Source organism: Rossellomorea vietnamensis (assembly GCF_008180415.1).
GTDB classification, from domain to species: Bacteria; Bacillota; Bacilli; order Bacillales; family Bacillaceae_B; genus Rossellomorea; species Rossellomorea vietnamensis_C.
The window spans coordinates 18335-44954 of the sequence record NZ_VTEI01000004.1 but is presented as its reverse complement, the minus strand read 5'-3'; the positions used below and the strand labels follow the sequence as shown (position 1 = coordinate 44954).

At 45.9% G+C, this 26620-nt stretch carries 23 protein-coding genes; 6 read left to right on the top strand and 17 right to left on the bottom strand.

Annotation, left to right across the window (positions count from 1 at the left end):
- Positions 1–191: 191 nt before the first annotated feature.
- The 3 genes from gatB to gatC are packed head-to-tail and all read right to left on the bottom strand — an operon-like array spanning position 192 to position 3398.
- Positions 192–1622 (bottom strand): Asp-tRNA(Asn)/Glu-tRNA(Gln) amidotransferase subunit GatB, encoded by a 1431-nt coding sequence (gene gatB, locus FZC78_RS09970; protein WP_148939565.1) that lies wholly within the window; start codon positions 1620–1622, stop codon positions 192–194.
- 12 nt (positions 1623–1634) lie between these two features.
- Positions 1635–3095 carry an Asp-tRNA(Asn)/Glu-tRNA(Gln) amidotransferase subunit GatA gene (gatA, locus tag FZC78_RS09965; protein WP_148939564.1) on the bottom strand — a complete coding sequence of 487 codons (1461 nt, stop codon included), beginning with the start codon at positions 3093–3095 and terminating at the stop codon, positions 1635–1637.
- Positions 3096–3107: 12 nt separating this feature from the next.
- Positions 3108–3398 carry an Asp-tRNA(Asn)/Glu-tRNA(Gln) amidotransferase subunit GatC gene (gene gatC, locus FZC78_RS09960; protein WP_148939563.1) on the bottom strand — a complete coding sequence of 97 codons (291 nt, stop codon included), beginning with the start codon at positions 3396–3398 and terminating at the stop codon, positions 3108–3110.
- 459 nt (positions 3399–3857) lie between these two features.
- On the opposite strand from gatC, the gene FZC78_RS09955 reads away from it, so the two are divergent.
- The 3 genes from FZC78_RS09955 to FZC78_RS09945 all read left to right on the top strand — a co-directional run bounded on the left by FZC78_RS09955 (position 3858) and on the right by FZC78_RS09945 (position 5844).
- Entirely contained in the window at positions 3858–4223 is a 366-nt protein-coding gene (locus FZC78_RS09955) for a cupin domain-containing protein (protein ID WP_353733570.1), read from the top strand.
- A gap of 62 nt (positions 4224–4285) precedes the next feature.
- On the top strand, positions 4286–4603 hold the full coding sequence (locus FZC78_RS09950) for a hypothetical protein (RefSeq protein ID WP_148939561.1): 318 nt from the start codon (positions 4286–4288) through the stop codon (positions 4601–4603).
- 167 nt (positions 4604–4770) lie between these two features.
- Positions 4771–5844 (top strand): AbrB family transcriptional regulator, encoded by a 1074-nt coding sequence (locus tag FZC78_RS09945; protein WP_148939560.1) that lies wholly within the window; start codon positions 4771–4773, stop codon positions 5842–5844.
- Between the two features lie 61 nt (positions 5845–5905).
- Here FZC78_RS09945 and FZC78_RS09940 read toward each other — a convergent pair whose 3' ends face one another.
- The 4 genes from FZC78_RS09940 to FZC78_RS23610 form a co-directional block, all read right to left on the bottom strand.
- On the bottom strand, positions 5906–6346 hold the full coding sequence (locus tag FZC78_RS09940; RefSeq protein ID WP_148939559.1) for a YueI family protein: 441 nt from the start codon (positions 6344–6346) through the stop codon (positions 5906–5908).
- 65 nt (positions 6347–6411) lie between these two features.
- Positions 6412–7314, bottom strand: coding sequence for a GDSL-type esterase/lipase family protein (locus tag FZC78_RS09935; RefSeq protein ID WP_187444880.1), 903 nt, complete (start codon positions 7312–7314; stop codon positions 6412–6414).
- Positions 7315–7869: 555 nt separating this feature from the next.
- Complete coding sequence (locus FZC78_RS09925) at positions 7870–8217, bottom strand: hypothetical protein (RefSeq protein WP_148939557.1); 348 nt, start codon at positions 8215–8217, stop codon at positions 7870–7872.
- Positions 8218–8390: 173 nt separating this feature from the next.
- Entirely contained in the window at positions 8391–8690 is a 300-nt protein-coding gene (locus FZC78_RS23610; protein WP_187444879.1) for a hypothetical protein, read from the bottom strand.
- Between the two features lie 79 nt (positions 8691–8769).
- On the opposite strand from FZC78_RS23610, the gene FZC78_RS23605 reads away from it, so the two are divergent.
- Positions 8770–8961 carry a hypothetical protein gene (locus tag FZC78_RS23605; protein ID WP_187444907.1) on the top strand — a complete coding sequence of 64 codons (192 nt, stop codon included), beginning with the start codon at positions 8770–8772 and terminating at the stop codon, positions 8959–8961.
- A 193-nt stretch (positions 8962–9154) separates the two neighbouring features.
- On the opposite strand, the gene putP is transcribed toward FZC78_RS23605, so the two are convergent.
- The 8 genes from putP to FZC78_RS09880 form a co-directional block, all read right to left on the bottom strand.
- Entirely contained in the window at positions 9155–10645 is a 1491-nt protein-coding gene (gene putP / locus FZC78_RS09915) for a sodium/proline symporter PutP (protein ID WP_148939555.1), read from the bottom strand.
- 852 nt (positions 10646–11497) lie between these two features.
- Positions 11498–12649 (bottom strand): CamS family sex pheromone protein, encoded by a 1152-nt coding sequence (locus FZC78_RS09910; RefSeq protein WP_148939554.1) that lies wholly within the window; start codon positions 12647–12649, stop codon positions 11498–11500.
- 15 nt (positions 12650–12664) lie between these two features.
- The gene (ligA, locus tag FZC78_RS09905) at positions 12665–14671 is read right to left on the bottom strand and encodes an NAD-dependent DNA ligase LigA (protein WP_148939553.1); all 2007 of its coding nucleotides are present in this window, start codon (positions 14669–14671) and stop codon (positions 12665–12667) included.
- A gap of 26 nt (positions 14672–14697) precedes the next feature.
- Entirely contained in the window at positions 14698–16920 is a 2223-nt protein-coding gene (gene pcrA, locus FZC78_RS09900; protein WP_148939552.1) for a DNA helicase PcrA, read from the bottom strand.
- A 172-nt stretch (positions 16921–17092) separates the two neighbouring features.
- Complete coding sequence (locus tag FZC78_RS09895; RefSeq protein WP_148939551.1) at positions 17093–17782, bottom strand: heptaprenylglyceryl phosphate synthase; 690 nt, start codon at positions 17780–17782, stop codon at positions 17093–17095.
- Between the two features lie 1181 nt (positions 17783–18963).
- Positions 18964–19269 (bottom strand): YerC/YecD family TrpR-related protein, encoded by a 306-nt coding sequence (locus tag FZC78_RS09890; protein ID WP_113926517.1) that lies wholly within the window; start codon positions 19267–19269, stop codon positions 18964–18966.
- An 82-nt stretch (positions 19270–19351) separates the two neighbouring features.
- Positions 19352–20392: a DUF3048 domain-containing protein gene (locus tag FZC78_RS09885; protein ID WP_148939550.1), complete on the bottom strand. Its 1041-nt coding sequence runs from the start codon at positions 20390–20392 to the stop codon at positions 19352–19354.
- 48 nt (positions 20393–20440) lie between these two features.
- Positions 20441–22180, bottom strand: coding sequence for an adenine deaminase C-terminal domain-containing protein (locus FZC78_RS09880; RefSeq protein ID WP_148939549.1), 1740 nt, complete (start codon positions 22178–22180; stop codon positions 20441–20443).
- Between the two features lie 150 nt (positions 22181–22330).
- Between FZC78_RS09880 and FZC78_RS09875 the strand changes: the two genes are divergently transcribed.
- Positions 22331–22693, top strand: coding sequence for a YgaP family membrane protein (locus FZC78_RS09875; RefSeq protein WP_148939548.1), 363 nt, complete (start codon positions 22331–22333; stop codon positions 22691–22693).
- Positions 22694–22836: 143 nt separating this feature from the next.
- Positions 22837–22950, top strand: coding sequence for an EYxxD motif small membrane protein (locus tag FZC78_RS24745; RefSeq protein ID WP_353733569.1), 114 nt, complete (start codon positions 22837–22839; stop codon positions 22948–22950).
- Here the strand turns inward: FZC78_RS24745 and purD are convergent.
- Both purD and purH read right to left on the bottom strand, forming a co-directional pair.
- Entirely contained in the window at positions 22916–24199 is a 1284-nt protein-coding gene (gene purD, locus FZC78_RS09870; RefSeq protein ID WP_148939547.1) for a phosphoribosylamine--glycine ligase, read from the bottom strand. The two genes, FZC78_RS24745 and purD, sit on opposite strands and share 35 nt — an antisense overlap.
- Positions 24200–25051: 852 nt before the next feature.
- Positions 25052–26587: a bifunctional phosphoribosylaminoimidazolecarboxamide formyltransferase/IMP cyclohydrolase gene (purH, locus tag FZC78_RS09865; protein ID WP_148939546.1), complete on the bottom strand. Its 1536-nt coding sequence runs from the start codon at positions 26585–26587 to the stop codon at positions 25052–25054.
- Positions 26588–26620 lie beyond the last annotated feature (33 nt).

Below are 26620 nucleotides of genomic sequence, written 5' to 3'. Positions count from 1 at the left end.
TGACACCTAAGGACTGATTTTTAATGCCTGGTGTCTCTTATAATCCGTTCGAGCGTTACCGGCAGCAATGATTACCAACTAAACCCACTCTATCTCATCAATCAATTTCACTTTCCAGCACCCCCACTTCCCAATCCCCATAAAAAAAACCGGCCGGCAAGCAGCCGGTCGGGTTCATTAAAAGAGCTTTATTAACGTTTGTTCATTTCTTCGATCAATAGTTTGTTGACCATTGGCGGGTTCGCTTGGCCTTTGGTCTTTTTCATGATTTGGCCGACAAGGAATCCAAGGGCACGGTCTTTTCCGTTCTTGAAGTCTTCAATGGATTGCGGATTGTCATCCAGCGTCGAAGAGACAATTTTCAGAAGTTCGCCTTCATCGGAAATTTGGACTAATCCTTTTTCTTTGACAATTTGCGAAGGGTCTCCACCTTTTTCAACAAGCTCCTTGAAGACTTTCTTCGCCATTTTGGAAGACAGTGTTCCGTCCTGGATCAGCTTGATCATGCCCGCAAGTCCTTCTGGTGTCATCGGCAGGTCCTGCAGTTCTTTTTGTTCAGCGTTCATGTAGGCAGATACTTCACCCATCAGCCAGTTGGATGCCTGTTTGATGTCGGCTCCAGCAGCGACTGTTGCTTCGAAGTAATCGGACATTTCCTTCGTGAGTGTAAGAACCATCGCATCATACGCAGGCAGTCCCATGTCTTCCACATACCGTTTTTGGCGGGCATCTGGAAGCTCAGGAATCTCGGCACGCACGCGCTCTTTCCACTCTTCATCAATGTGAAGAAGCACTAGATCCGGCTCAGGGAAGTAACGGTAATCATCCGAGCCTTCTTTAACACGCATAAGGATCGTTTTGCCTGTCGCTTCGTCGAAACGGCGTGTTTCCTGCTCAATGATTCCGCCTGAAAGCAGAACTTTTTCCTGGCGGATCTGCTCGTGCTCAAGACCTTTGCGCACGAAGTTAAAGGAGTTCAGGTTCTTCAGCTCGGCCTTTGTACCGAACTTCTCCTGTCCAATCGGGCGCAATGAGATGTTGGCATCACAGCGGAGAGATCCCTCTTCCATTTTACAATCGGAAACGCCTGTATATTGGATGATTGATTTTAATTTTTCCAAGTAAGCATACGCTTCAGCCGGTGTACGAAGATCCGGCTCCGATACGATTTCAATCAGCGGTGTCCCTTGGCGGTTGTAATCAACGAGTGAATACCCATCGCCAGAGTGATTCAGTTTTCCAGCATCCTCTTCAAGATGCAGGCGGGTGATCCCGATTCGCTTCTTATAGCCGTCCACCTCGATTTCAATCCATCCATTCTCACCGATTGGCTTATCGAACTGGGAGATCTGGTAAGCTTTCGGGTTATCCGGATAGAAATAGTTTTTGCGGTCGAACTTGGTATCTGACGCGATTTCACAGTTCAGGGCAAGCGCCGCTTTCATTCCGAAATCGATGGCACGCTTGTTGACAACGGGAAGAACGCCCGGGTAACCTAAATCGATCACGTTTGTGTTGGTGTTTGGCTCTGCACCGAAATGGTTCGGGGCAGGAGAAAACATTTTCGAATCTGTTTTTAGCTCAACATGGACTTCAAGTCCGATAATCGTTTCAAAGTTCATTGATTTCACCCCTTACAATTGTGGTTTTTGTGTATGGAAGTCTGTCGCCTGCTCATAAGCATGTGCAACACGATAAATAGTGCTTTCATCAAAGTGCTTTCCGATGATCTGAAGACCAAGTGGAAGCCCGTCTTTTGAAAAACCACATGGAACAGAGATTCCCGGAACGCCTGCAAGATTCACTGGGATGGTTAAAAGATCATTCGCATACATCGTAAGCGGATCATCGATTTTTTCCCCGATTTTAAATGCAGGAGTCGGCGTTGTTGGTCCAATGATGACATCATAGTTTTCAAAGACATCTTCAAAATCTTTTTTAATCAGCGTACGAGCCTGCTGGCCTTTTTTGTAATAAGCATCATAATAGCCGGAGCTCAACGCGAAAGTTCCAAGCATGATACGGCGTTTCACCTCATCACCGAAACCTTCTGCGCGTGTCTTTTTGTAAAGATCAAGAAGGTTCTCGGCGTTTGGTGTGCGGTAGCCGTAACGGATTCCGTCAAAACGGCTCAGGTTGGATGACGCCTCGGATGAAGCAAGGATATAGTATGTAGCTACTCCAAATTTAGAGTGCGGAAGAGATACTTCATCCACTGTTGCCCCCATGCTTTCAAGCAGCTTCAACGCGGCCATGACCGATTGGCGGGCTTCTTCTCCAACGCCTTCACCAAGGTATTCTTTCGGTACGGCAATTCTCAAGCCTTTAATATCGCCTGTAAGAGCTGCAGCATAGTCCGGCACTTCAACATCTGCTGAAGTTGTATCATTCGCATCTACCCCTGCAATAGCTTGTAAAAGGTAGGCGTTGTCTTCAACATTGCGCGTGATCGGGCCGATCTGGTCAAGGGAAGACGCAAACGCTACAAGACCGAAACGGGAAACACGTCCATATGTAGGCTTTAGTCCAACAGTTCCTGTAAAGGCTGCCGGCTGGCGGATCGATCCGCCTGTATCTGAACCAAGGGAAAATGGTACTTCTCCTGCTGCAACGGAAGCCGCTGATCCACCTGATGAACCGCCTGGCACCGTATCAAGATTCCACGGGTTGCTGGTTTTTTGGAAGCCGGAGTTTTCCGTAGAAGAGCCCATGGCGAATTCGTCCATGTTCAGCTTTCCGATTGTTACTGTTTCCGCGTCACGAAGTTTATGAACGACTGTCGCATCATAAATCGGATTGAAGTTTTCAAGGATTTTACTTGCACAGGTTGTGCGGAGGCCTTTCGTCACGATGTTGTCTTTAACACCGATCGGCATCCCGAACAGCAAGCCCTTTGCTTCGTCCGTTCCAATTTTCTTATCCAATTCCTTTGCTTTTGCGCGTGCATTTTCTTCATCGAGCGTTAAAAAGGCTTTCACTTTACCTTCAACCGCGTCGATTCTTTTATAAGACTCGTTCACTAAATCGCTGACAGAAACTTCTTTCTTCTGCATCAATTCATGAAGTTCTTTTAATTTATGGTCGAATAATGACATTGAATTTCCCTCCTATTCTAAAACAGATGGCACACGGACCTGTCCATCCTGGTGGTCTGGTGCGTTTTTCAAAACTTCTTCCTGCGGCAAGCCCTTCACCGGCTTATCTTCACGCACAATATTCTTCATCTCCAACACATGTGTTGTCGGATCGACGTTCTCTGTATTAAGCTCACTCAACTGCTCCGCAAAGCCGATGATGGCATCCAGTTGAATCGTGAATTTTTGGGCTTCTTCTTCTGTGATCGCAAGACGGGCAAGGTGTGCCACGTGCTTGACTTGATCTTCTGAGATTCTTGACATACTATTCACCTCCGCAAAATTTCGAACACTAGCAATACTATTGATAATATCAAAATTTCAGTCGAAATGGCAACTAAGTCCCGTCATTTCGCTGTTTTTTTCAACCTCTTTTGATAGGGCTTTCTGGTTTAACGCGTTAATACGCTAATAGGGACTGTCCCTTTTCGTACTTCAGTGTACTAAAGTCTCTAACCCCATTCTAACATGATGGTCTTTTTTTCAGGAAAGTATAAGCCGGCGGCGGGTTTCTTCATTAATATAAGCTCTTTTCGGCCATTTTGCTGCTATTGGATATAAATTTCGAAAACGACCGCTAGTCAAGCGGTGAAAGAAAAGTTCTGCTCCCCCTGTTTAGCGAAAAAAAAACGGCATTTGGGATTTTTCCGAAAGCAGCAATTCATAAGAAAACCTCCTTACTATAGAAGGAAATGAGAGTGGCTTGGCGAATAGAAGGTTGAGGTGATTTCATTGAAGATTTTTACATACTATCAACAGGACGGCAGGATCATTGACCGTTTCCAAAGCAAAGGGGCTGTCATTCATCCCCTTGTTAAATCAGAAAAACCTTTCCAGATTGGCTGTATGTACCTGAGCCAAAACAGTGTTCTCGGGATGCATGAAGCGATGTGTCCCCAGCTGTTCATCGTCACGGACGGCAGCGGCTGGGTAAGGGTCGAAGGCGGGGAAAAAATCCCTGTTGAAAAAGGGACTGCCGTGTTCTGGGATACTGGCGAGAACCACGAATCCGGTTCTGACACCGGAATGACCGCCATTGTTGCGGAAGGGGAAGAATTCGATCCTGAAAGATTTTTAGATTTGAAATAGGTTCTGAAACCAGAGATTAACGCTACGAAAAAAGCCTTTACGAAAGAATGGCTGGTAGTTGATTGAACTCAGTTTTAAATGGAACTGCCCTTGCGAGTCATGGACTCGGAGGGCAGCTTTTTTATTGTGAACAGCACCTTTGCTACCCATTAGGGCCCCGCCTCCTGTTGATAGAAGTTGGTGAAAAGCAGGATTCGTTGATAGGAGAGTCGATTTCGTTGATAGACGGACTGATTTCGTTGATAGCAGCACCTTTTTCGTTGATAGATGGTCTGAATTCGTCGATAGGAAAGCCGCTCGACTTCTTAAGCAGAGCGTTTTCTCTTTCAACAATCCATGTGGTAAGCTTATTCTCATCAAGGCTGGATTTCCGGCTGTAAAATCATTAACAATATAAAGTTGATTCGATTTAATATCACAAACTTTTAAATACAGCCAAAGCTGCCCGCAATTGTAGACAGCATGATGAAATTTATGCAAATCCATGAGTACACGGTTACATCAATACAAACATTACGATATTACTACTCGTTGAAGAAGGGATCTTATGTTTTTAAAATCTTTCTATACACTTCTGATCGGCCTTGCCGGGGGATGGGTTTTTAGTCTGCTTCATATTCCCTTGGCATGGATGCTCGGTTCCATGACAGCGGTGTTTGCAGCTGAAAAGCTGACACCTTTCAAAATGTTCTGGCCTCCCATCTTCCGGAATATCGGCTTGATTATCGTCGGGTATGCGATCGGGCAGTCTTTTTCACGGGATACAGCACTTGAAGTTTTCCATCAGCTTCCGTGGATGCTGTTCCTGACTGTTCTTCTTTTGTTATTCAGCGGTGTTCTCGCTCTTTTCATTACAAAATTGACGGGAATTAATTTGAAGTCCACCATCACCGGCTGCATTCCAGGCGGGTTGTCGCAAATGGTGGTCCTGGGCGAAGAACTCGAGGATATTGATGTTACCATCGTGACGATCATCCAGGTCGTCCGGCTGCTTTCTGTGATCTTCATTGTTCCCTTCTTGGCGTTCAGCCCGGTTTTTCAAGGAGCAAAAGACGGACTTGTGGAGGGTCCTGCATCAACAGCTTTTACTATAAGCCTCCCGCTGCTGATCTTTTTTGCCGCTGCGGCTGTCTCCGCCCTGTTTGCGGTCAAGCTCAAACTTCCCACTCCGACTTTATTGGGGCCGATCCTCGGAATCGGTCTATTATCGGCATCTGGAATCGCTGTGCCGCATATGCCTGATGCCGCTATCATCGCCGCCCAGATTTTCCTCGGAATTTACTTTAGTAAAATGATGAAATTCGAGGGTTCAGGTTCTCTAACCAAGTTCATTTTGCTCACTGTGGCAACATCGATTCTGCTCGTCGCCTTCACTTTTGGCCTTGGAGCAATATTGATGGCGTCGCATCACATTTCATTCATTACGTCATTCCTCAGCATGGCTCCTGGAGGTATGGCAGAAATGGCCATCGTGGGACAGGCGTTACATGCCGACCTATCCATCATTACCGGCTACCATCTGTTCCGCATTCTGTTCATTCTGTTTGTGGTTCCGATCATCCTCAAATGGCTTTTTAGGAGAAAACTATTTTCTCCTGATTCGACAAATTCCGGGGCGTGACTGTCACAAAATACAAAAGCGTGCCGCTATAGAAGCGGCACGCTTATTTTAATTGACACTGTCATCGAAACAACTTGGCAAAGAATGATTTCTTTTTCATTTTCACTTGTGGCTCAGCCAGTTGGCTTTCTTGATTTTCGTCGATATAGATTTCTTCTTTATCAATGGCATGCGGATAGGCGAGCACCAGGCCGATGTCTGTGTTATGCTCCTTGTTGGTCACCATGGTATAGTGGATCCCATATTTTTCAGCGAGCTTAATATATTTGGACAGATACGTATAACTCATATTTCCGTTGAGAAACAGATGGGCATCACCATTCTCTTTCATCAATGATTCAGCCTGTGGCAGGGTCCCTTTTCTCCTGACCTGCCGCTGGGTCAAAGCAAACACGATCCTTTCTCTGATCGTACCGAGGAACTTCCTCCGTTCATCCGGTTTCGTCTGCTTCTGTCCATACATTCCCTGCTGCAAGTATTCATCCACATTCGATCTTTCCACTACTTACACCTCCACATTGATACTCGGATTCCCTACACTATATGTTACCGTTAAAAAAATTGCAATCACAAGGGATTTCTCTGTACCATCAGCATTTCCTCTGTCCGCGAAATGATTTCCTTGCCGATTCTTTTATATCCTTCCTCATTGGGATGAAAAAAATCTTCCGCCAAATACTTATTTGTTTCATCCTCAAAAAGATGCTGAATGGAAATAAATGTTGTATTAGGATACATTTCCAAAAGGTTTTTCGTAGAAGCATTCCAGGAGGTGATGATCTGATCAAACTCTTTTACATCTGCCAAAGATTCAAAGACAGGATTAAAAATACCGATAAAATAGACCGGTACATCTTCATTTAAAACACGGATTGTTGACATGACTTTGCGAAGATCTGACTTAAAACTCTCTTCTCCTTTTGTAAAATCACCAATACTCAAGTCAGGGAAATTGTGATTAAACACAGAGATCAGATCATTGCCGCCGACAGTCATAAATAAGACATCCGCGTTTTCGATATCACTCTGAAGATTGGGATCTTCCAGCATCTTCAATAAATGGTCTGCCTGAGCTCCATACACACTATGATTAACCAGGACCACCTTGTCATTTTGCTGCTGATAATAGGTTTTCACAGAGTCCAGGTAGCCGCCTGGCTGCTCACTGCCTGTTCCTAAAGTCAGCGAGTCCCCGATTCCGATAATCGCAAAACTGTCACCATCTATTTCGCTCCGCGGTATTTCAATCTCCGGCGTTTTATATTGAAAGGCAACTCTTTCCATAAAAGTCTCTTCTTCTGCAAATGCTTTCTTCTCCCCTTCGATCACTTCTGAAAAAAAAGCGGGTTCATCGATGAGGGCTTCATCATCAAAAGATGGAGCCGGGGAACTGATGGAAGGGGGATAGGTATAGAATAGTGCAAGCATTATTGCCGCGGCTGGAAATACAAATAAGAATACCTTTTTCATGCCGACTCCGTCCTTTTCTCTGATTGCACCATCAAGGCACATTTAACAGTAGCAGTATCGGCATGTCCCCATAGCTTAATACGTATAAATTCACTCAAAAGCGGAAGCGCCTTGGGCAGCTCCGACAGGCAAATGTTCCTCAGAGAAAAAAAGGCGCTCTTTCCTTTTATTCTCTGAGGGTTATTTGACCCCGAGGAGCTGGGCGCTGAAGCTAGACGATTCAAAAGCGGAAGCGCCTTGGGCAGCTCCGACAGGCAAATGTTCCTCAGAGAAAAAAAGGCGCTCTTTCCTTTTATTCTCTGAGGGTTATTTGACCCCGAGGAGCTGGGCGCTGAAGCTAGACGATTCAAAAGCGGAAGCGCCCTGGGCAGCTCCGACAGGCAAATGTTCCTCAGAGAAAAAAAGGCGCTCTTTCCTTTTATTCTCTGAGGGTTATTTGACCTCGAGAGGGCTGGCCAAAATAACATCGCTTTAACTCTCCCCTGGGATTTTACTACATCAAAAAAGCGCCTGCATGGTAACAGACGCTAAGATTATCAAATTTTCAAACAGCTATTATTCATCTTCGTCCAATTCTTCCTCTGCTTCATCAATTGCTTCTCCAGCTTCTTCTTCCAGTTCTTCTTCTGTAGATTCTGCTGCATCCTCAACTTCATCGCCGGCTTCATCTATTCCTTCTTCTGCTTCTTCCCCGGCATCATCAATCTCTTCTTCAGCTGCCTCTCCTGCATCTTCCGCTTCTTCCTCAAGGTTATCGGCACCTTCTTCTACGTCTACACTATTGTCTTCCGCTTCCTGTTCAACTTCTTCCAGATCTGCTGCTTCATTATCATCTTGAGCGCAGCCTGCCAAGAAAAGACCAGCTGCCATTGGAACTGCTGCTATTAGATTGCGTTTTTTCATCTCCATTACCTCCTAGTCTTTTTTTGCTATATTTATCTCATTCCCTTATTATTAGAAAAAAAACATTATCCCCTAAATCGCAAAAGAACCTTTACCTGAAGGGAAAAGATTCTCCATTATGAATATCAGTTCTATAGATGAACGGTCCTGCTATATGATCGAGTCGTATCCTTCTACTCTTCTTCATTCGTTTCTTCTTCTGTTTCCTCTACCGCCTCTTCAATTTCTTCACCGGCATTATTAGCACCGCCTTCTATTTCTTTGCCTGTTTCCTCTGCATCTTCTTCTATATCTTCTACCTCTTCTTCCACTTCATCCAAGCCTTCTTCTGCTTCTTGTTCCAGCTCTTCGGCCCCTTGTTCTGTTTCCTCTTCTACTTCCTCAAAGTTATCTGAGTTTCCATCATCAGAACACCCTGCCAAGAAAAGACCGGCCGCCAGCGGAAAAGCTGCAAATATATTACGTTTTTTCATTCCCATTCCTCCTAGTCTTTCTAGTAATTTTTGTATACCCCTTGCCCCGATCCCAAAACATAACAAAAGCGGAAGCACCTTGTTCAGCCCCGACAGGCAAATGTTCCTCAGAGAAAAAAAGGCGGGCTTTCCTTTTATTCGCTTTGGGTTATTTGACCCCGAGGGGCTAGGTGCTGGAGCTGGACGTATCAAAAGCAGAAGCACCTTGTTCAGCCCCGACAGGCAAATGTTCCTCAGAGAAAAAAAGGCGGGCTTTCCTTTTATTCTCTGAGGGTTATTTGACCCCGAGGGGCTAGGTGCTGGAGCTGGACGTATCAAAAGCGGAAGCACCTTGTTCAGCCCCGACAGGCAAATGTTCCTCAGAGAAAAAAGGCGGGCTTTCCTTTATTCTCTATAATTTCCTAGGCAGCAAAAAACCGTCCATCGGATAATCCGATGGACGGTACTGTATTGTAAATTCAATATTATTTTGTTATATCATTTGCCACTGCAGAATCAAATTCTGCTTTAATCTCTTCACTAGGCTGTGGTCCAACCTTGGAGAAGATTATGATAGCGAGTGTAGCCAGGATGAAACCAGGAACCATTTCATAAAGTTCAGTTTCAAGCATCGGCCATACAACAACTGTTACGGCACCAACAATCATACCTGCCAATGCACCGTTTCGTGTCATGCCTTTCCAGAATAGAGCTAATACGATTACTGGTCCAAATGCTGAGCCGAATCCAGCCCAAGCGTAACTTACAAGATCCAGGATGCTTGAAGCATTCTCATTTGCAGGGTTTCCACCGAGCGCAAGAAGCACCGCTATAATTGCAATTAGAATAACTCCGAAACGTCCTACCCAAACCAATTCTTGATCAGAAGCATTTTTGCGGAGAATGGCTTTGTAGAAATCCTCTGCAAGGGCACTTGAAGAAACAAGAAGCTGAGAGTCGATTGTACTCATGATCGCAGACAAGATTGCTGCTAAAAGAATACCCGATACCCAAGGGTTGAATAGTACATCCGTGAACAGGATGAATACTTTTTCAGAGTTGTCGACTCCGTTTGCAATAAGCGGATCAGCCGCAAAGTAAGCAATCCCCGCAAGGCCGACCAATACTGCACCAGCTACAGAAACGATCATCCAGCTCATACCGATCAAACGCGCTTTCGGTACATCTTTTGTTGATCTTAATGCCATAAAACGAGTAATGATATGCGGCTGGCCGAAGTAGCCAAGCCCCCATGCAAGCAATGAAATGACACCGATAGCTGAAGCACCTGCGAATAAGTCAAGGCCTTCCGGATTTACGGCAGTCACTTGATCCATGGTGTCTCCCCATCCTCCAAGTTCAGTGATCGCAACGATTGGCGCTACGACTAAAGCAAGGAACATCAGGATGCCCTGGATGAAGTCAGTCCAGCTGACGGCAAGGAATCCGCCAAGGAATGTGTAAGAAATGATAACGATCGCACCAATAAGAAGTGCAGTATTATAGCTCATCTCGAATGATTCTTGGAATAAAATCGCTCCGCCGACAAGACCTGACGAAGTATAGAAAGTAAAGAAAATCAGGATTACAAATGCTGAAATGACGCGGAGAATACGGGATCCGTCTTTAAAACGGTTCTCAAAGAAATCGGGAACTGTGATAGAATCGTTCGCAACCTCTGTGTAAGAGCGAAGTCTGGAAGCAACGAATTTCCAGTTAAGGTAAGCACCGATTGTCAGGCCAATCGCAAGCCAGATGGATCCAAGACCTGATGCATAAGCGGCACCCGGCAGACCCAGCAGCAGCCAGGAACTCATATCAGATGCCCCAGCGCTAAGAGCGGCAACACCCGGCCCTAAGCTGCGCCCTCCCAAAACGTAATCAGACAAGTTACTAGTTAATCTGTAAGAAATAATACCAATTGCTAACATACCAACTAAATAAACAATAAACGTGACTAAAGTAGCAGTATCCATATGTTGTCTACATTCTCCTTTCAATACCTTGATATTTTTTTAAGTTAAACCTCTAAGATGAGTAGTGCTTTTTTGCTTTTGACGCTCTTATTTACCCTATGCATCACACTTGTAAACTTATTCATACATACTCCTTCCCGCAGAGGAGATGAATAAGACCAATGAGCCCGGGATAACTCTCCAACATTAATAATCCTAACACAAAGTAAACGCTAAATCATTTTTAATATTCTGAACATAATTCGATAACTGATTAAATATACAGTATATTTGTATAAATGTTTCTATGGAAGCGCTTTAACAATTATATATATTCAGCTAAATTCATAAAATTAAATTCATAATTTGTACAAAAATCCCTATTGCAAACACGAAAAGTAATGGTAATTTTCCTCTCTGCCTCTGTTTTTACTCCAATAATTTTTTCCGTACTTAGCTTCAGGCAAGACCCAGCCAAGACCCCGAAGCTTAATATTTTTCAGTACACCATTTCTGCAGATCTTACTCAAACCACTCCATTTTCAGATAAAAACACCTGCAAATTAGTTCCTGCTCTGACCACCCTTGATCATGAGAAGTCTTCCTAACTACTATTTCTAAATAATTTTTCATACACTTTCTACTGAGTTTCCAGCGAGTAGTGACGCCATTATTTTTCCCGCTTTATCTAGAGCTATGCAAATAATTGAGCAGCTTGCAGAAAAGCTCGCTTGCGGGATTTTCGGTTGCAGGGGTTTACACAGAAGAACACTTTTTTGGTTATGAGATTTTTAAAAAATCCTTTTTAGGCTGCAAGAAGTTTAAAATTATAACAAAAAAGACCGCCCCTTAAGAGGACAGCCTTCATTTGACTTATTCATAGATATGCACAAACGGTTCCTTCTGCGGGCTGAGGACGATCAATGCCTCTGCACCATCTCCGGAAGTGATTTCGATCTCTACATTCATCTCATCTGGAAAAAGTTCAGCAGCTAGTTCTGCTGCATACTGAGTAAAACCGATTGTTTCAGCTTTTCCATTGAATTGGATCGGAATATCAATCTCCAGTTTTTGCATAGATCCGTCTTTGTAAAAAGCACTTCCTACGACACCGACATAATTCGGGAAATAGGTTTCTGTCTTTTCTTTAAACTCATTAAAAATGCTCAAGTCTTCAGGGTAAGACTCTTCCGCCTCATCAGACGGAAAGAAATAATGCTCTTCATCCACATTGATCCACTCGCTGATCGACGAACTTCCCGCTGGAATGTTGGCATAAGCGAAATAGCTGCCAGGAGTAACAGAACCTTTACTTGATTGTTCATACATGGCAATCATAATCGGAACTCCATCCAGTTCAGGGTTTTGTCTCATTCTGTTGATCACTTCCTGGGCTATCTCGGTCCCTTGCTTCCTGACTTCTTCATGGCTGATGGTTGTCTGCCTTGTCTCGCCTGTCGATTGGTCCTGATAATAGGAAACAGAATTCAGCGCAAGCCCGACAGCGACACCCGAGAGCTGGATTTTATTTTCCTCAAATTTTTCCAAGTAATTATGCTCTATCACGTGGGCAAGGTAGATCGGGGAGTCTTTCCCCTCGCCTGGTGTATCTTCAACAGGATTAAGGCCGACATTATCTTTTTCCTCTAATCCTTTTTCTTTCAATTGTTCACTGGTGAACTTCCTGTTCAGCCATGATTGGATTGTTTCCTTGTCCAATATCTGGCCTTCTTTGAAGAGATATTGGTCAGTTGAATAAGCTTCTTTCGCCATTCTGACTAACCCTGACTCAAATACCTCTATATCGTAACGGGATTTCAGGTTATTGACGACCATCCCCCTTGTGTCTGTCGATTCATAAGGGAGCAGTGTTTTAAAATAATCACTTGAAATCTGATAATTCGGTATGATCGCCTTTTCCGTTTGCTGAGCATCCTCTTCCACTACTTGCTCCTGTTTTTCAAACGCGGGAGCACAGCCGCTCAAAACAAGAGCGGCTGCGGCTGCCACCCACCACTTTTTCATTCATTTCCTCCACCTTTAACGGTTAAGTTCCTCAAGCAATTTCTCTTCGTCCCATATTTCTATCTCTAATTCTTGAGCTTTGGCGAGTTTTGAACCGGCATCTTCCCCGGCAATAAGGAGGTCTGTTTTCTTGCTGACCGACCCTGTGACTTTTCCGCCAAGCTCTTCGATTTTCTGTTTCGCTTCATTTCTTCCAAGCTGTTCTATCTTTCCTGTCAGGACAACCGTCTTGCCGGCAAAATAGGAATCAATTTCTTCGGCTTTCACAGGCTTTGGCCCTTTATATTCGGTATTCACGCCCGCCGCTTTCAGCTCACCGATCAGCTCAATTGCTTCCTCTTTTTCAAAATAAGCGACAACAGCATCTGCCATTTTATCGCCAATCTCGTTAATGGCCGTCAATTCATCCTTCGAGGCATCCATCAGCGTGTCGATTGTTTCAAATTCCTGCGCAAGGGTTTTTGCGGCTTTCGCACCCACATGGCGGATACCCAGGCCGAATAGAAGTTTTTCCAAAGAGTTGGTTTTAGAAGCTTCTATGGCATTCAGCAGGTTATCGACCGATTTCTCGCCCATTCTTTCCAGCTGAAGAAGCTGTTCTCTTTCCAGCCGGTAAATATCAGCTACATCCTCGATTAATCCCTCTTGAAACAGCTGGCTGATGACCTTTTCGCCAAGACCGTCTATGTTCATGGCAGTCCGGGATACGAAATGGATCAGCCCTTCCCTGATTTGTGCAGGGCATTTAGGGTTGATGCATCGAAGGGCAACTTCTCCCTCCAGCCTGACCAAACCGCTCCCGCATTCAGGGCATTCTTCCGGCATACGGAAATCCTGCTCCTCGCCAGTCCGGCGTTCCTCAAGGACATTTACCACTTCCGGGATGATGTCCCCTGCCTTTTTGACGACCACATAGTCGCCGATTTTAATATCCTTTTCCCTGATAAGATCTTCATTGTGTAAAGATGCCCGCTGAACCGTCGTACCGGCCACTCTTACAGGTTCCAGGATGGCTGTCGGTGTTACCACGCCTGTCCTCCCGACACTCAACTCGATATCCTTCAGCCTCGTGACAACTTCCTCAGCAGGGAATTTGTACGCGACTGCCCATCGCGGACTCTTGGCAGTGGTCCCCAGCCTCTCCTGCAGTTCAAGGGAATCTACCTTGATAACAATCCCATCGATATCATACTGAAGATCCGGCCTTCTTTCGACCCAGCCTTCTACATACTCAATAACTTCATCGATAGTACTGCATTTCCTTCTCTCTTTATTGGTTTTGAAGCCGAATTCATCTAAACGATCCAAGCCGGAGCTGTGAGACACAACACCCGTTTCACCGACATCTGCAATCGCATAAAGAAAGATATCCAGGTTTCGGGAAGCGGCAATCCTCGGATCAAGCTGCCTCAGAGATCCGGCTGCGGCATTGCGTGGATTGGCGAAAGGTTCTTCTTCTCGTTCTTCTTTAGCCTTATTCAATGCTTCGAAAGAACGTTTCGGCATGAACGCTTCTCCTCTTACTTCCATCGTCAATGGCTCTGAAATTCTCAAGGGGATAGACTTGATGGTTTTAAGGTTTGCTGTAATGTCTTCACCAACCGTGCCATCTCCCCGTGTCGCACCCTGCATGAAGAGGCCGTCTTCATAACGGAGGGAAACAGCGAGGCCGTCGATCTTCAATTCACACACGTATGAATAGTCATCTCCCGCTGCCTGGCGGACTTTTCGGTCAAAATCCCTCAGATCTTCTTCATTAAAAGCATTCCCCAGACTGAGCATAGGGGTTCTATGGGCTATTTTTTCAAAAGCCTCCAGCGTGTTGCCGCCCACCCTCTGAGTCGGCGAGTCCGGTGCCCTCAGTTCAGGGTATTCGTTCTCGATGGCAATCAGTTCATTCATGACACGGTCATACTCGGCGTCCGGCACCGACGGCTTGTCCAGCACATGATATTCATAATTATATTGATTCAGGAGATTATGAAGTTCTGCAACTTTTTGTTCTGCGCTTTTGATATCCACAATAACAGCCCTTTCTCGTGTACAAATTAAACTTTTTCGACTGGAGCAAATTTAGCTAAGAGGCGCTTGATGCCTGTCGGGCTCGGGAATGCGATATCCAGCTCCATGCCATCTCCGCTTCCCTTTACGCTGACAACTGTTCCAGTGCCCCATTTTTTATGAGCGGCTCTGTCGCCCACCTGCCAGGAAATTGCTTCGCCCCCTGTTGTAGTCGGCACAGGGCGGGTAACAGGCTTCCTCTTTGGCTGAGGCCTTGCTGAAGCAGCACCTGTACCACCAGATGAGAACGGGCTTTTCTTTTGCGGCTCAAAATTATCGATGAGATCTTCAGGAATTTCCGCAATGAACCTGGATACCGGGTTCATTTTCGTCTGGCCGTACAGCGTCCGCATCTGGGCATTGGTCATGAACAATTCCTCTTCTGCCCTTGTGATCCCTACATAGGCAAGGCGGCGCTCTTCTTCCATTTCCTCTTCATCCATAAGCGACCGGCTGTGAGGGAAGACGCCTTCCTCCAGTCCCATCAGGAATACGACCGGAAACTCAAGGCCTTTGGCCGCATGCAGGGTCATCAGGATGACAGCGTCAGAGGGCTGTTCATCATCGTCAAGCTTATCAATGTCTGCAACCAGAGCCAGGTCGGTAAGGAAAGCAACCAGTGATCTGTCATCATTGCTTTCTTCAAAACTCTTGGTAACAGACAGGAACTCATCAATATTCTCCAGACGGCTCTGTGCTTCAATGGATTTCTCCACTTTCAACATTTCTCTATAACCTGATTTTTCAAGGATTTCTTCAACCAATTCTGTGACAGAAAGGTATTCCTGCATTGCGGTATAGCCTTTCAAAAGTTCCTTGAATTCAATGACCGCTTTGGTGATTTTCGGGCTCAATCCAATAAAGTCCGCTTCCTCTAATGCCTGCATCATCGACAGGTCATTCATCGCCGCGTAATTAGCGATTTTATCAAGAGATGTCGACCCGATGCCCCGTTTCGGTACATTGATGACCCGGCGCAGACTGATATCATCATCAGGATTGGCGATCAGCCTTAAGTAAGCAAGGATATCCTTGATCTCTTTTCTGTCATAGAACTTGATACCGCCGACGATGCTGTACTCGATATTTGATTTCAGAAGTACTTCCTCTATAACACGGGACTGTGCATTGGTACGGTACAGGATGGCGAACTCAGAGAACTTCCTCTTGCCGCTGTCCGTCATTTCTTTGATTTTACCCGCAACAAACTGGGCTTCTGACTGCTCGCTGTCCCCTCTGTAATAGGTGATTTTCTCCCCTTGGTCATTTTCAGTCCAAAGATTCTTGGCTTTACGGTTCATATTCTTCTGGATGACATCATTTGCTGCATGCAGAATCGTCTTTGTCGAACGATAATTCTGTTCAAGCAGAATCACATTTGCTCTCGGATAGTCTTTTTCAAAAGACAGGATGTTTGCGATATCCGCGCCGCGCCAGCGATAAATCGACTGATCCGAATCACCGACTACGCAGAGATTCTGAAAGCGGGATGCCATCATTTTCACAAGCATATATTGCGCTCTGTTTGTATCTTGATACTCATCCACATGGATATATTGAAATTTTCTTTGATAATATTCCAGAACTTCCGGAACACGCTCGAACAAATGAATCGTCATCATGATAAGATCGTCAAAGTCGAGCGCCTGGTTTTTCCGGAGACGTTTTTGATATTCTTTGTAAACGTCAGAAGCGACATTATCATAGTAGCTGCCTGCTTCCTTTTCAAAATCTTCAGGTGTTTTCAATTCATTTTTCGCTGAAGAGATCGAACCAAGGATCGACCTTGGATCAAATTTTTTCGGGTCGATGTTCTTATCTTTCAGGATGGACTTGATGACGGACTGCTGATCCGTTGAGTCAAGGATCGTAAAGTTCCGGTTGAAGCCGATCCGGTCGATGTCGCGTCTCAGGATGCGGACACACATGGAGTGAAAGGTCGAAATCCAGATTTCTTCCGCCACTCCTCCAAGGATTTTGCCGATCCTGTCCTTCATTTCCCGTGCTGCTTTGTTTGTAAAAGTAATCGCCAGGATGTTGTAAGGATTGACTCCTTTTTCAACCATCAAATAGGCGATGCGATGCGTCAGGACGCGGGTTTTTCCTGAACCGGCACCAGCCATGATCAATAGGGGCCCTTCCGTCGCTTTCACCGCTTCAGCCTGCGGAGGGTTCATTCCATTCAGTAATCGATCTGTTAAAAATTGCATTTTCCTATTCCACCACCATAACGAACATTTGTTCTTATTATATCAATTTCTACTATTTATATGAAGGATTAATTACAGTAACTGCTGATTGATTTCTGCTTCAATCAATATTTTGCACCCTCTTGAAAAATTAATCATGATCAACTCTCAAAGATGGATAAATTTTATAAATTTATACTGTTTTAACAGCTTTCACTGTTTTCAATGCTGCGGGTAAATCTTCGTATATAATATTTCCGACGACGATGACGTCTGCGTGTTCTCCCATTTCCCGCGCCTGCTCCGGCGTTTGGATGCCCCCGCCATAAAACAGGGTTGTGTTTTCAAGCACCCGCGCTGTTTCGCGGACATACTCGATATCACCGTACATGCCGCTGTATTCCAGATAAAAGATAGGAAGATGGAACATTTTTTCTGCCATCATTGCATAGGCTGCCACATCTTCTTTAGCCAAATCCGTGCTGGCGCCTGTCAGCTTGGCTGCTTTGCAGTCACTGTTCAGGATACAATATCCTTCTACGAATATCTCGTCCCAGTTCATAATTTCCCCGTATTCCTTTACCGCTTGATGATGAAGGCCCTTCAGCCACATCGGGTCATCGCTGTTCAACACAGTCGGGATAAAATAAAAGTCGAATCCCGGGGTAAGAGATTCCATATTGCTGACCTCGAGAGCGCACGGCACAGTGTACCTCCTGACTCTCGCCATCAGATCCAGAACCCCTTCAAGGGTGACATCGTCGGTCCCGCCAATGATTACCGCATCCGTTCCCGATTCACAGATTCTATCTAAATCTTCGTCGCTGATCTCCTTGGCAGGGTCGAGCTTAAATACATGGCGCCACTCTCTGACATCGTACATCCTTACATCCTCCAATTCATTCATTTCCATTAAAACATTATACCATTCCTATCTGCAATTAACGAGGGAGCTGTGCAGAGAGGGTGTGGAGAATTTTCCCAAATCGCAAGCGTCTTGCTCAGCTCCAGCAGGCAAATGGTTACTCCTGTAAGAAGCTTCTAAATGCTTGGAACAGCCTCTCTTCCGACGTTTCCTCAACTTCATACACATCTTCACAAAAAACGCCCGCTCCTGACCGACGTTCCCTCTGCTTCATACACATCTCCACAAAAACCAGCCCGGCCCGACCGATGTCAACGCAGCTTCATACACATTTTCACAAAAAAACACACGCTCCCGACCGACGTTCCCTCTGCTTCATACACATCTCCACAAAAACCAGCCCGGCCCGACCGATGTCAACTCAGCTTCATACGCATCTCCACAAAAATCGCCTGCTCCAACTTCATACGCATCTCCACAAAAATCGCCTGCTCCCGACCGACGTTCCCGCTGCTTCATACACATCTCCACAAAAACCAGCCCGGCCCGACCGATGTCAACGCAGCTTCATACACATTTTCACAAAAAAACACCCGCTCCCGACCGACGTTCCCTCTGCTTCATACACATCTCCACAAAAACCAGCCCGGCCCGACCGATGTCAACGCAGCTTCATACACATCTTCACAAAAACCAGCCCGGCCCGACCGATGTCAACGCAGCTTCATACACATCTCCACAAAAACCAACCGCTCCCGACCGATGTCAACGCAGCTTCATACACATCTTCACAAAAACCAGCCCGGCCCGACCGACRTTCCCTCTGCTTCATACACATCTCCACAAAAATCGCCTGCTCCCGACCGATGTCAACGCAGCTTCATACACATTTTCACAAAAAACACCCGCTCCYGACCGACGTTCCCTCTGCTTCATACACATCTCCACAAAAACCAGCCCGGCCCGACCGATGTCAACGCAGCTTCATACACATCTCCACAAAAACCAACCGCTCCCGACCGATATCATCTTTTAACCGCGAGGGGCTGGGCGCTGAACTGACCGAGGAGAATATAAGCTTATAATTCCTAAGAAAAACAAAAAGACTGGCACACTTTTGCTCTGTGCCAGTCTCTTTTATTTTCCACGGAAAGGACTCTACTTCAAGCCTAGTTCCGCTCCTAAATTATTAAATACTATTACTCTTCTTCCTTCTGGTTGCCGACACGTTCCAATACCATATGATAGGCGTCGTTTCCGTAGTTGAGGCAGCGCTTCACACGGGAAATTGTTGCTGTGCTGGCGCCGGTTTCGGCCTCGATCTTATGATAGGTTTTGCCTTCTTCCAGCATTCTCGCTACTTCCAGGCGCTGTGCAAGAGACTGGATTTCGTTGATTGTAGCAAGATCGTCAAAGAATCGATAGCACTCATCTTTATCTTGAAGGGACAAGATCGCATTAAACAACTGATCCAATTCTTTACCTTTGATTTTATTGATCTGCATGTTCATTTCTCCTTTTATTGAAGGCTATTTTCGGATAAATCGCTGTTTTTGAAACAAGCTTATGAAAAGAGCCTTTATTCAATTACTGTACTGTGATAAATTCTTCCAGCCCTGGATTGTCAGGAATGATATTGATCCATGTTTTCCCCGGCAGCAGACCTGCATCACCAGCGGGAACGATTCTTCCATCTTGGTTTTCCCATTTTATTTTCAAAAGTTTACCCTTTTGCAGGAGATATGCATTTCCGCCAGAGGTCAGGTCGATGTCCCGGCGTCCGGCATCATCGACGACTGCATGAGGTGCTTCTACAATAAAGATGTTGTCCAGCAGTACCGGGTTTCCTGTATCATAATCCTCAAGCACTTCACCATCAGAGACTCTTGTGTATTTTCCTTCAGCCTGATCGTATTCATAGACCGGAGAATATGACGGATTTTCATAGTAGGAAAGCTTGACAGATACCGCGTCTTCTCCTTCAGCTTCTGCTGATTGAATAAACTTCAGCGGTTCCGGCGGAGTATCCATTTCGGCTCCTACTTTCTCAGCACCTTTTTCTATATTCTCAAATGATATATATGAGTTATGCGGCGCTTTTCGGAAATCCGCACGTTTGAATAATGAGCCGTCATATTCCATGCCATTGATGTTATCGACAGAACCGCTCGTCAGTAAGTCTTTCGCTTCAGGGCTGTACCCGTGAGCCACGAAGAAGCTGTCATAGCCTTCTGCCAGCTCGATGAAATAGTCGCGGGCACTTCTGACCGGCCCGACCGTTTCAGGCTGCTCACTTTGGAAAAGTGCGATAAACCGTGTCACATTTCCCTCCGCAAGGACTTCATAGACTATATCCGCATGATCCAAGCCGGACTGCGGGCGTGCTTTCGGATGGTTATTGACGACCACCGCCACAGCTCTCTGCTGGGACTCTTCATCAGAACCTGCTCCTGTCAACGGGTGATGAAACTGAGCTTCGGTCCCTTCATCACTTTTATCCTGATTTTGATCTGTTTGTTCTGTATTGTTGTCTGCCATGTTATCGTTATTATCGGCTGCTTCATTATCTGAACTGCATGCTGTCAGCAGAAACGCGGCCATTGCCGCTATCGCAGTTTTTTTCCACATCTCAGTATTACACCCCTAAACCTGTCTTTTATCTCTTACTTTAACATTTTAACGCATTATCGTAGGAAAGAGTACCGTTTTCTTCATAACATCATATATCCCGCGCTGAGTGACCCTTATGTAAGGGAGATGCGTGGACTGCAGGAACAGCAGGGTATAGACAGGATCATCGAAAGAGTACCCTCTTGCGAATAACAGCTCTTTCATTTTCTTCTCCTCATCAATCAACTCTTCCATGCCTTTTTCTGACATGATTCCGCCGACCTTCAGCGGAATTTCATGAAGAATCTCCTCATTTTCGCTCAGGACAATACCGCCGCCGATCTCTTTCATCCTTTTAAAAGCATTCATCATATCTCTTTTATCCTTGCCAATCAGGATAATATCGCCTGTATTTGAAAAAGATGAAACGAAGCCTTTCACACTGGCGGCAAAGCCCTTCAACATGGTGCTGATCCTCCATTTTCCCTCCTTGTCCACCAGCATCAGGAAGCATTCATCGTGATTCTCTGATAGGGAGGTTTCGGAAGCATCGATACTTACTGAATAAGGCTTTGTGATCACCTCATTGACCATTTCAATCCCGAAAGGCATGGAAAACTGCAGGTCATCGTAAGTCAATTCCCACTCCATTTCAAGTGGGGCGAGACCATACCTTTCCCACTCCGGTGCCGGGACATTCTCCTTTTCACCTTGCAGCGATTTCACCCATTGCCCCTTCGCCATCACGCTTAGAGGAGCAGGCTGATCTTTCTTTTCAAGAAAATTGATGTTGGCGACCCTTCCCGCGGCAATCATTCCATGATGGTGGGAAATCCGGTAATGCCTGGCCACATTGTAGCTGGCCATGTGATAGGCATCAATTACAGGAATTCCGCTGGCAATGGCTTTTGCGATCAGGTCATCCAGCACACCATTTTCATAAAAACCAGGTGTTGATCCGTCAGTGGTAAGCATCATTTCATCAAAGTTATCTATATTGTATTCCTTTATTTCTTCCAGAAGTTTCTCCAAATCCGGCCGGATCGATGAATTTCTCAGTGTCACCGCCAGGCCCTGCATAAGCCTCATATATACATCTTTTCCCGTCATGGCTTCATGGTCGCCGTCTATCCCCAGCAATGCCAGCTTAGCCAGCGTTTTCTCAGAAGCTCCAGGCAAATGGCCTTCTACCACTTTGTTCAGCCTCTTGGCCTCCTGCATAAGATGAAGCAGCATATCATCTCCGTCCAGCAGCCTCGGCCACGAAGTCAGTTCCCCTCCCTGAACAACATCTTGATGTCCAAGCCAAGCCTTCACTTCACTGTGGGAGAATACTGTCTCTTCCCTCTGCATTTCCGTCTGAGAATCGAAACGAGCCCACCAGAACATTGAGAAGGGAAGTTTCTTCAGCTCCCCCAAAAAAGAAAACGCTTTCTTTTTATTCATCAATAAAAACAGCATAAGGTTGTCATTAATCAAGGTCGTCGTTCCGGTCTGGGATGCATAATGTGCAAAAGAATGGGGATTATAAAGTTGAAACGGGTGAACATGGGGTTCTATGTAGCCAGGGACGAGAAAGTAACCCCTGCAGTCCGTGACTTCACACCCTTCAAGGTTTTCAGGAAGTTTATCGCCACAGTAGATGATGCGGTCGTCATAAATCCAGATATGGGCGGATACCCACTTCTTTAAAACGGAATGCAGGTATACTGCATTTTTTAAAATTTTGGTCGGCTGCACTTCGCCGTTTAAAACATCTATATGTTCACGCAGCTGTCTGTTTTTCCATCGATAACGTTGTACCAACTATGAACACTCCTCTTGATAGAGATCACTAATGAACAAATTCTTTCAGCATTAGCTCAAAGTATTAATTACTAATGTTATCATAGTTTGGACTTTAACGCATTAAAGGTTTACAGAAAAATTGTAAATATATTGTAAGGAGGAATTGTCATGAAGGTTACACAAAATATAGGTATTGTGAATGCTTTAATTCGAATAACGGTAGGGTTTACCGTTTTATCTTGGGCAACAGCCAAATTGGTGAAAATGCCTTGGAGAGACTCTTATTTATGGATGGCTCTTCTTGGCGGAATGAAAGTGGGAGAAGGAATCCTTCGCTTCTGCCCGATCACGGCGATTTTTGAAAATCAGATGGACAGCGATTCCGAAGCAAAAGAAGGAAAAAGCATGCTGAACATAGCTTCAATGTTAAAAGGGAAAAAGGGAGAGAATGATTCCCACCAAAAAATCCAAGACATCGACAGCGACGAACGAAACACAGATGCGCCAGACCTGCCGTATAACCCATCATAAGGGATCTGCTTTAGTGCTCCACCGCACGAAAAGGGACTGTCCCTATCAGTGCTTTAACGTATTAAGTTCCCTTATACAATAAAACAGGGTGTCCTCTTTGGGCACCCTGTTGTTTACAAATCTATAGAAGTGGAGTGATCACGATGTTCTTGGAATATGTGACCGATATGGCTTATGTGCTGATTTCTGTCATTGGCGGCATCATTGCCATTCTTTATGCATTTATTCGGAAAGGGCGGAAGAAGCGCGTTCGATAGCCCTTCTGCCGATATCTGTACGGTAAAAAAGTCCGTCAATGTCCAGTTTTTCAATCTCACTGTAGACTCTTTTGAGCGCATCCTCTAATTGAGGCTGTTTCGCAGCAATCAGCAGAACCCTTCCGCCATTGGATACCAATCGGGCATTTTCATCCAGGCAGGTTCCCGCATGGTATACAAGTGTCTCATCATTCAGCAGATCCAATCCGTGGATGGGAACCGACTTTTTATATGCCTCCGGATAGCCTTCAGCAGCCAGCACGACACCAGCAGCACTGCACTCATCCCATTCCAATGTGACTTCTTTGCCTTCGCAGATATTATAAAACACCTGGGCAAGATCGGACCGAAGCCTCGGCAGGACCACCTGTGTTTCGGGATCGCCGAAACGAGCGTTGAATTCAATAACTTTCGGGCCTTGAGAAGTTAAAATCAACCCGGCATAAAGGATTCCTTTAAATGACCGGCCTTCAGTTTTCATCGCATTAGCCGTTGGGATTAATATGGTTTGGACAGCTTCGTCAATAACGCTGCTGCTGATATGCGGTACAGGTGAATAAGCACCCATGCCGCCTGTATTTGGGCCTTTATCGCCATCATAAGCTCGCTTATGATCCTGCGCTGCCTCCATTGGATACACGTTTTCTCCGTCCACAAAGGCCATCAGGGAAAACTCTTCTCCTTCTAAAAACTCCTCAATGACAACCTTCGCGGATGCCTCCCCAAATTTTGATTGAAGGAGCATCTGTTCCAAAGCATCCAGCGCCTCATCCACTGTCTGGGCAACAACGACCCCTTTTCCGGCAGCAAGACCGTCTGCTTTGATGACAATTGGAGCACCTGATTTCAACACATACTCTTTAGCGCTCCCAAAATCGGTGAACGTTTCGTAGGCGGCTGTCGGGATTCTGTATTTTTTCATCAATTCTTTGGCAAACGACTTGCTTCCTTCGATCACCGCAGCTCTTTTATCAGGACCAAAAACCCTGATTCCCTCGTTTTTGAAGGCATCGACTATTCCTTCTAAAAGCGGAACTTCGGGACCTACCACGGCCAAGTCAATCTTGTTTTCTTTCGAGAATGAAATCAGTCCGTCAAAATCTGTTTCAGCAATATCGACTGTTTGGACGATTTCTGCAATCCCGGTGTTGCCGGGAGCACAAAATACTCTTTCCACGCTGGGACCTTTTCGCAAGGCATCGCAAAGCGCATGCTCTCTTCCGCCCCGCCCGATAACAAGTACGTTCATTTGGACACCCCTTTATGTATAAGCCTTTATTTCCAGTCATCATCTTCTAAAGTACGAAGTTTTATTCTTCTTTTAGTGTCTCTCATGACTTCTATGAGGGACACCTGGAGAAGTTTTTCCCCTTTTAGTGTCCCTCGTGACTTCCTCGAGGGGCACCTGGAGGGCTTTTTACTCCTTTTAGTGTCTCTCGTGACTTCCTGGAGGGACACCTGGAGGGCTTTTTACTCCTTTTAGTGTCCCTCGTGACTTCCTCGAGGGACACCTGGAGGGCCCTTTCACCCTTTTAGTGTCCCTCGTGACTTTCTCGAGGGACACCTGGAGGACTTTTTACTCCTTTTAGTGTCCCTCGTGACTTCCTGGAGGGACACCTGGAGGACTTTTTACTCCTTTTAGTGTCCCTCGTGACTTTCTCGAGGGACACCTGGAGGACCCTTTCACCCTTTTAGTGTCCCTCGTGACTTCCACGAGGGATACCTGGAGGGCTTTTTACTCCTTTTAGTGTCCCTCGTCACTTCCTCGAGGGACACCTGGAGGGCCCTTTCACCCTTTTAATGTCTCTCGTGACTTCCACGAGGACACCTGTTGTTTAAAATCAATTTCCGCTCCAGGCTCACGACTCCACATGGCGAGCGGTGAATTATAAAGCGGAAGCGGCGGTTCAGTGACGTACAAATTTCAGGACTCACGCATGAGAAAGGAATCACGAATAGCGAACCAGCATCACACACTTGAATTATTTTAAAATGGACGAGCTTAGCGGCCCCCTTATAAAGCAGGGGCGGCGAAACTCAGATTCCACCGCTCGAAGATTCTTTTAAAGAGGAGCCACCACTGGTTCCCATCCTTCATTCCTTAATGTTTAAAGTGGCGAACTCCTGTCATGACCATTGTGATTCCATACTCATCCGCTTTTTTGATCGAGTCTTCATCACGGATCGATCCGCCCGGCTGGATAATGGCAGTGATGCCCGCTTTTGCGGCTGCTTCCACGGTGTCATCCATCGGGAAGAAGGCATCGGAAGCCATTGCGGCACCTTCGGACTTCGCTCCTGCCTGCTCAAGGGCAATCTGCGCGGCTCCGACCCGGTTCATCTGGCCGGCTCCGATTCCGAGTGTCATGTCTTTATCGGCCACGACGATCGCATTGGATTTCACGTGCTTGACGACCTTCCAGCCAAGTTTCATAGCGTCCCATTCTGCTTCCGTCGGTTCCCGTTTGGTTGCGACTTTTACATCGGCATCTTCCAGTGTAAAGGTATCGTCTTCCTGGACAAGAAGCCCGCCTTCAATGGACACGAATTTGTCTTCCACTTTCCTGGCAGTATCGAAAGGAACCGTCAGCAGGCGGATATTTTTTTTGCTTGTCAGGATCTCCATTGCTCTGTCTGTGAAGGCAGGTGCAATGATGATCTCTAGGAAAATCTCATGCAGGCGTGCCGCTGTTTCTTCATCTACTGCACGGTTCAGGGCAATGATTCCCCCGAAAATGGATGTCGAATCAGCTTCATACGCTTTTGCAAAAGCGGTTTCAATCGTTTCGCCTGTTCCGACTCCGCACGGATTCATGTGCTTCACGGCTACAGCAGCAGGTTCATCAAACTCCTTGATGATCTGAAGGGCCGCATTCGCATCATTGATATTGTTAAACGATAATTCCTTGCCATGCAGCTGTCTTGCCATCGCAACGGAGTATTCCGAGCCAAGGGGCTGCTTATAAAAAGCGGCTTTCTGATGGGGGTTCTCGCCGTATCTCAATGTCTGTTTCCGTTCATATGTCACCGTCAAGGCCTCAGGATTTTCTTCCCCTGCAAGATCTGTCATGAACTGGGAGATATACGCATCATAGGCTGCTGTATGGCGGAATACTTTCGCCGCAAGCTTTTTACGGAAAAGCTCCGGTGCTCCTCCGTTTGCCTTGATTTCATTGATGACCTGATCATAATCCTGGGAATCGACCACGACGGTTACATATTTATGATTCTTGGCAGCCGCGCGAAGCATGGTCGGCCCGCCGATATCGATATTTTCAATAGCATCTTCTTCAGAGACATTCGGTTTAGCGATTGTTTGCTGAAATGGGTAGAGGTTAACACATACGAGGTCAATCGGGAAGATATCCTGTTCTTCCATCTGTCTGCGGTGTCCTTCGACATCTCTCTTCGCAAGCAGGCCTCCATGGATTTTCGGATGAAGGGTTTTCACTCTGCCTTCCATGATTTCCGGAAAGCCTGTCACTTCTTCAACGCCGGTGACTGAAATGCCGTTTTCCAGCAGGATGTTCTTAGTCCCGCCAGTCGAAATGAGTTCATAATCCAGCTCTTGAAGGCTCCTGGCAAATTCGACAATGCCGCTTTTATCTGAAACGCTGATCAGTGCTCGTTTTTTCATAAAGAAATTCCTCCTTGTAATGCAGTACCGTTC

Bases quoted from the DNA above. Each gene is read 5' to 3' on its own strand.
- FZC78_RS23610 (WP_187444879.1), bottom strand. From the start codon at position 8,690: ATGAAAAAACGTAATATATTTGCAGCTTTTCCGCTGGCGGCCGGTCTT.
- gatB (WP_148939565.1), bottom strand. From the start codon at position 1,622: ATGAACTTTGAAACGATTATCGGACTTGAAGTCCATGTTGAGCTAAAA.
- gatA (WP_148939564.1), bottom strand. From the start codon at position 3,095: ATGTCATTATTCGACCATAAATTAAAAGAACTTCATGAATTGATGCAG.
- FZC78_RS09935 (WP_187444880.1), bottom strand. From the start codon at position 7,314: ATGAAAAAGGTATTCTTATTTGTATTTCCAGCCGCGGCAATAATGCTT.
- purD (WP_148939547.1), bottom strand. From the start codon at position 24,199: ATGAACGTACTTGTTATCGGGCGGGGCGGAAGAGAGCATGCGCTTTGC.
- FZC78_RS09925 (WP_148939557.1), bottom strand. From the start codon at position 8,217: ATGAAAAAACGCAATCTAATAGCAGCAGTTCCAATGGCAGCTGGTCTT.
- pcrA (WP_148939552.1), bottom strand. From the start codon at position 16,920: ATGCAATTTTTAACAGATCGATTACTGAATGGAATGAACCCTCCGCAG.
- FZC78_RS09945 (WP_148939560.1), top strand. From the start codon at position 4,771: ATGTTTTTAAAATCTTTCTATACACTTCTGATCGGCCTTGCCGGGGGA.
- FZC78_RS09885 (WP_148939550.1), bottom strand. From the start codon at position 20,392: ATGTGGAAAAAAACTGCGATAGCGGCAATGGCCGCGTTTCTGCTGACA.
- purH (WP_148939546.1), bottom strand. From the start codon at position 26,587: ATGAAAAAACGAGCACTGATCAGCGTTTCAGATAAAAGCGGCATTGTC.
- FZC78_RS09890 (WP_113926517.1), bottom strand. From the start codon at position 19,269: ATGCAGATCAATAAAATCAAAGGTAAAGAATTGGATCAGTTGTTTAAT.
- putP (WP_148939555.1), bottom strand. From the start codon at position 10,645: ATGGATACTGCTACTTTAGTCACGTTTATTGTTTATTTAGTTGGTATG.
- FZC78_RS09875 (WP_148939548.1), top strand. From the start codon at position 22,331: ATGAAGGTTACACAAAATATAGGTATTGTGAATGCTTTAATTCGAATA.
- gatC (WP_148939563.1), bottom strand. From the start codon at position 3,398: ATGTCAAGAATCTCAGAAGATCAAGTCAAGCACGTGGCACACCTTGCC.
- FZC78_RS24745 (WP_353733569.1), top strand. From the start codon at position 22,837: ATGTTCTTGGAATATGTGACCGATATGGCTTATGTGCTGATTTCTGTC.
- FZC78_RS09895 (WP_148939551.1), bottom strand. From the start codon at position 17,782: ATGTACGATGTCAGAGAGTGGCGCCATGTATTTAAGCTCGACCCTGCC.
- FZC78_RS09910 (WP_148939554.1), bottom strand. From the start codon at position 12,649: ATGAAAAAGTGGTGGGTGGCAGCCGCAGCCGCTCTTGTTTTGAGCGGC.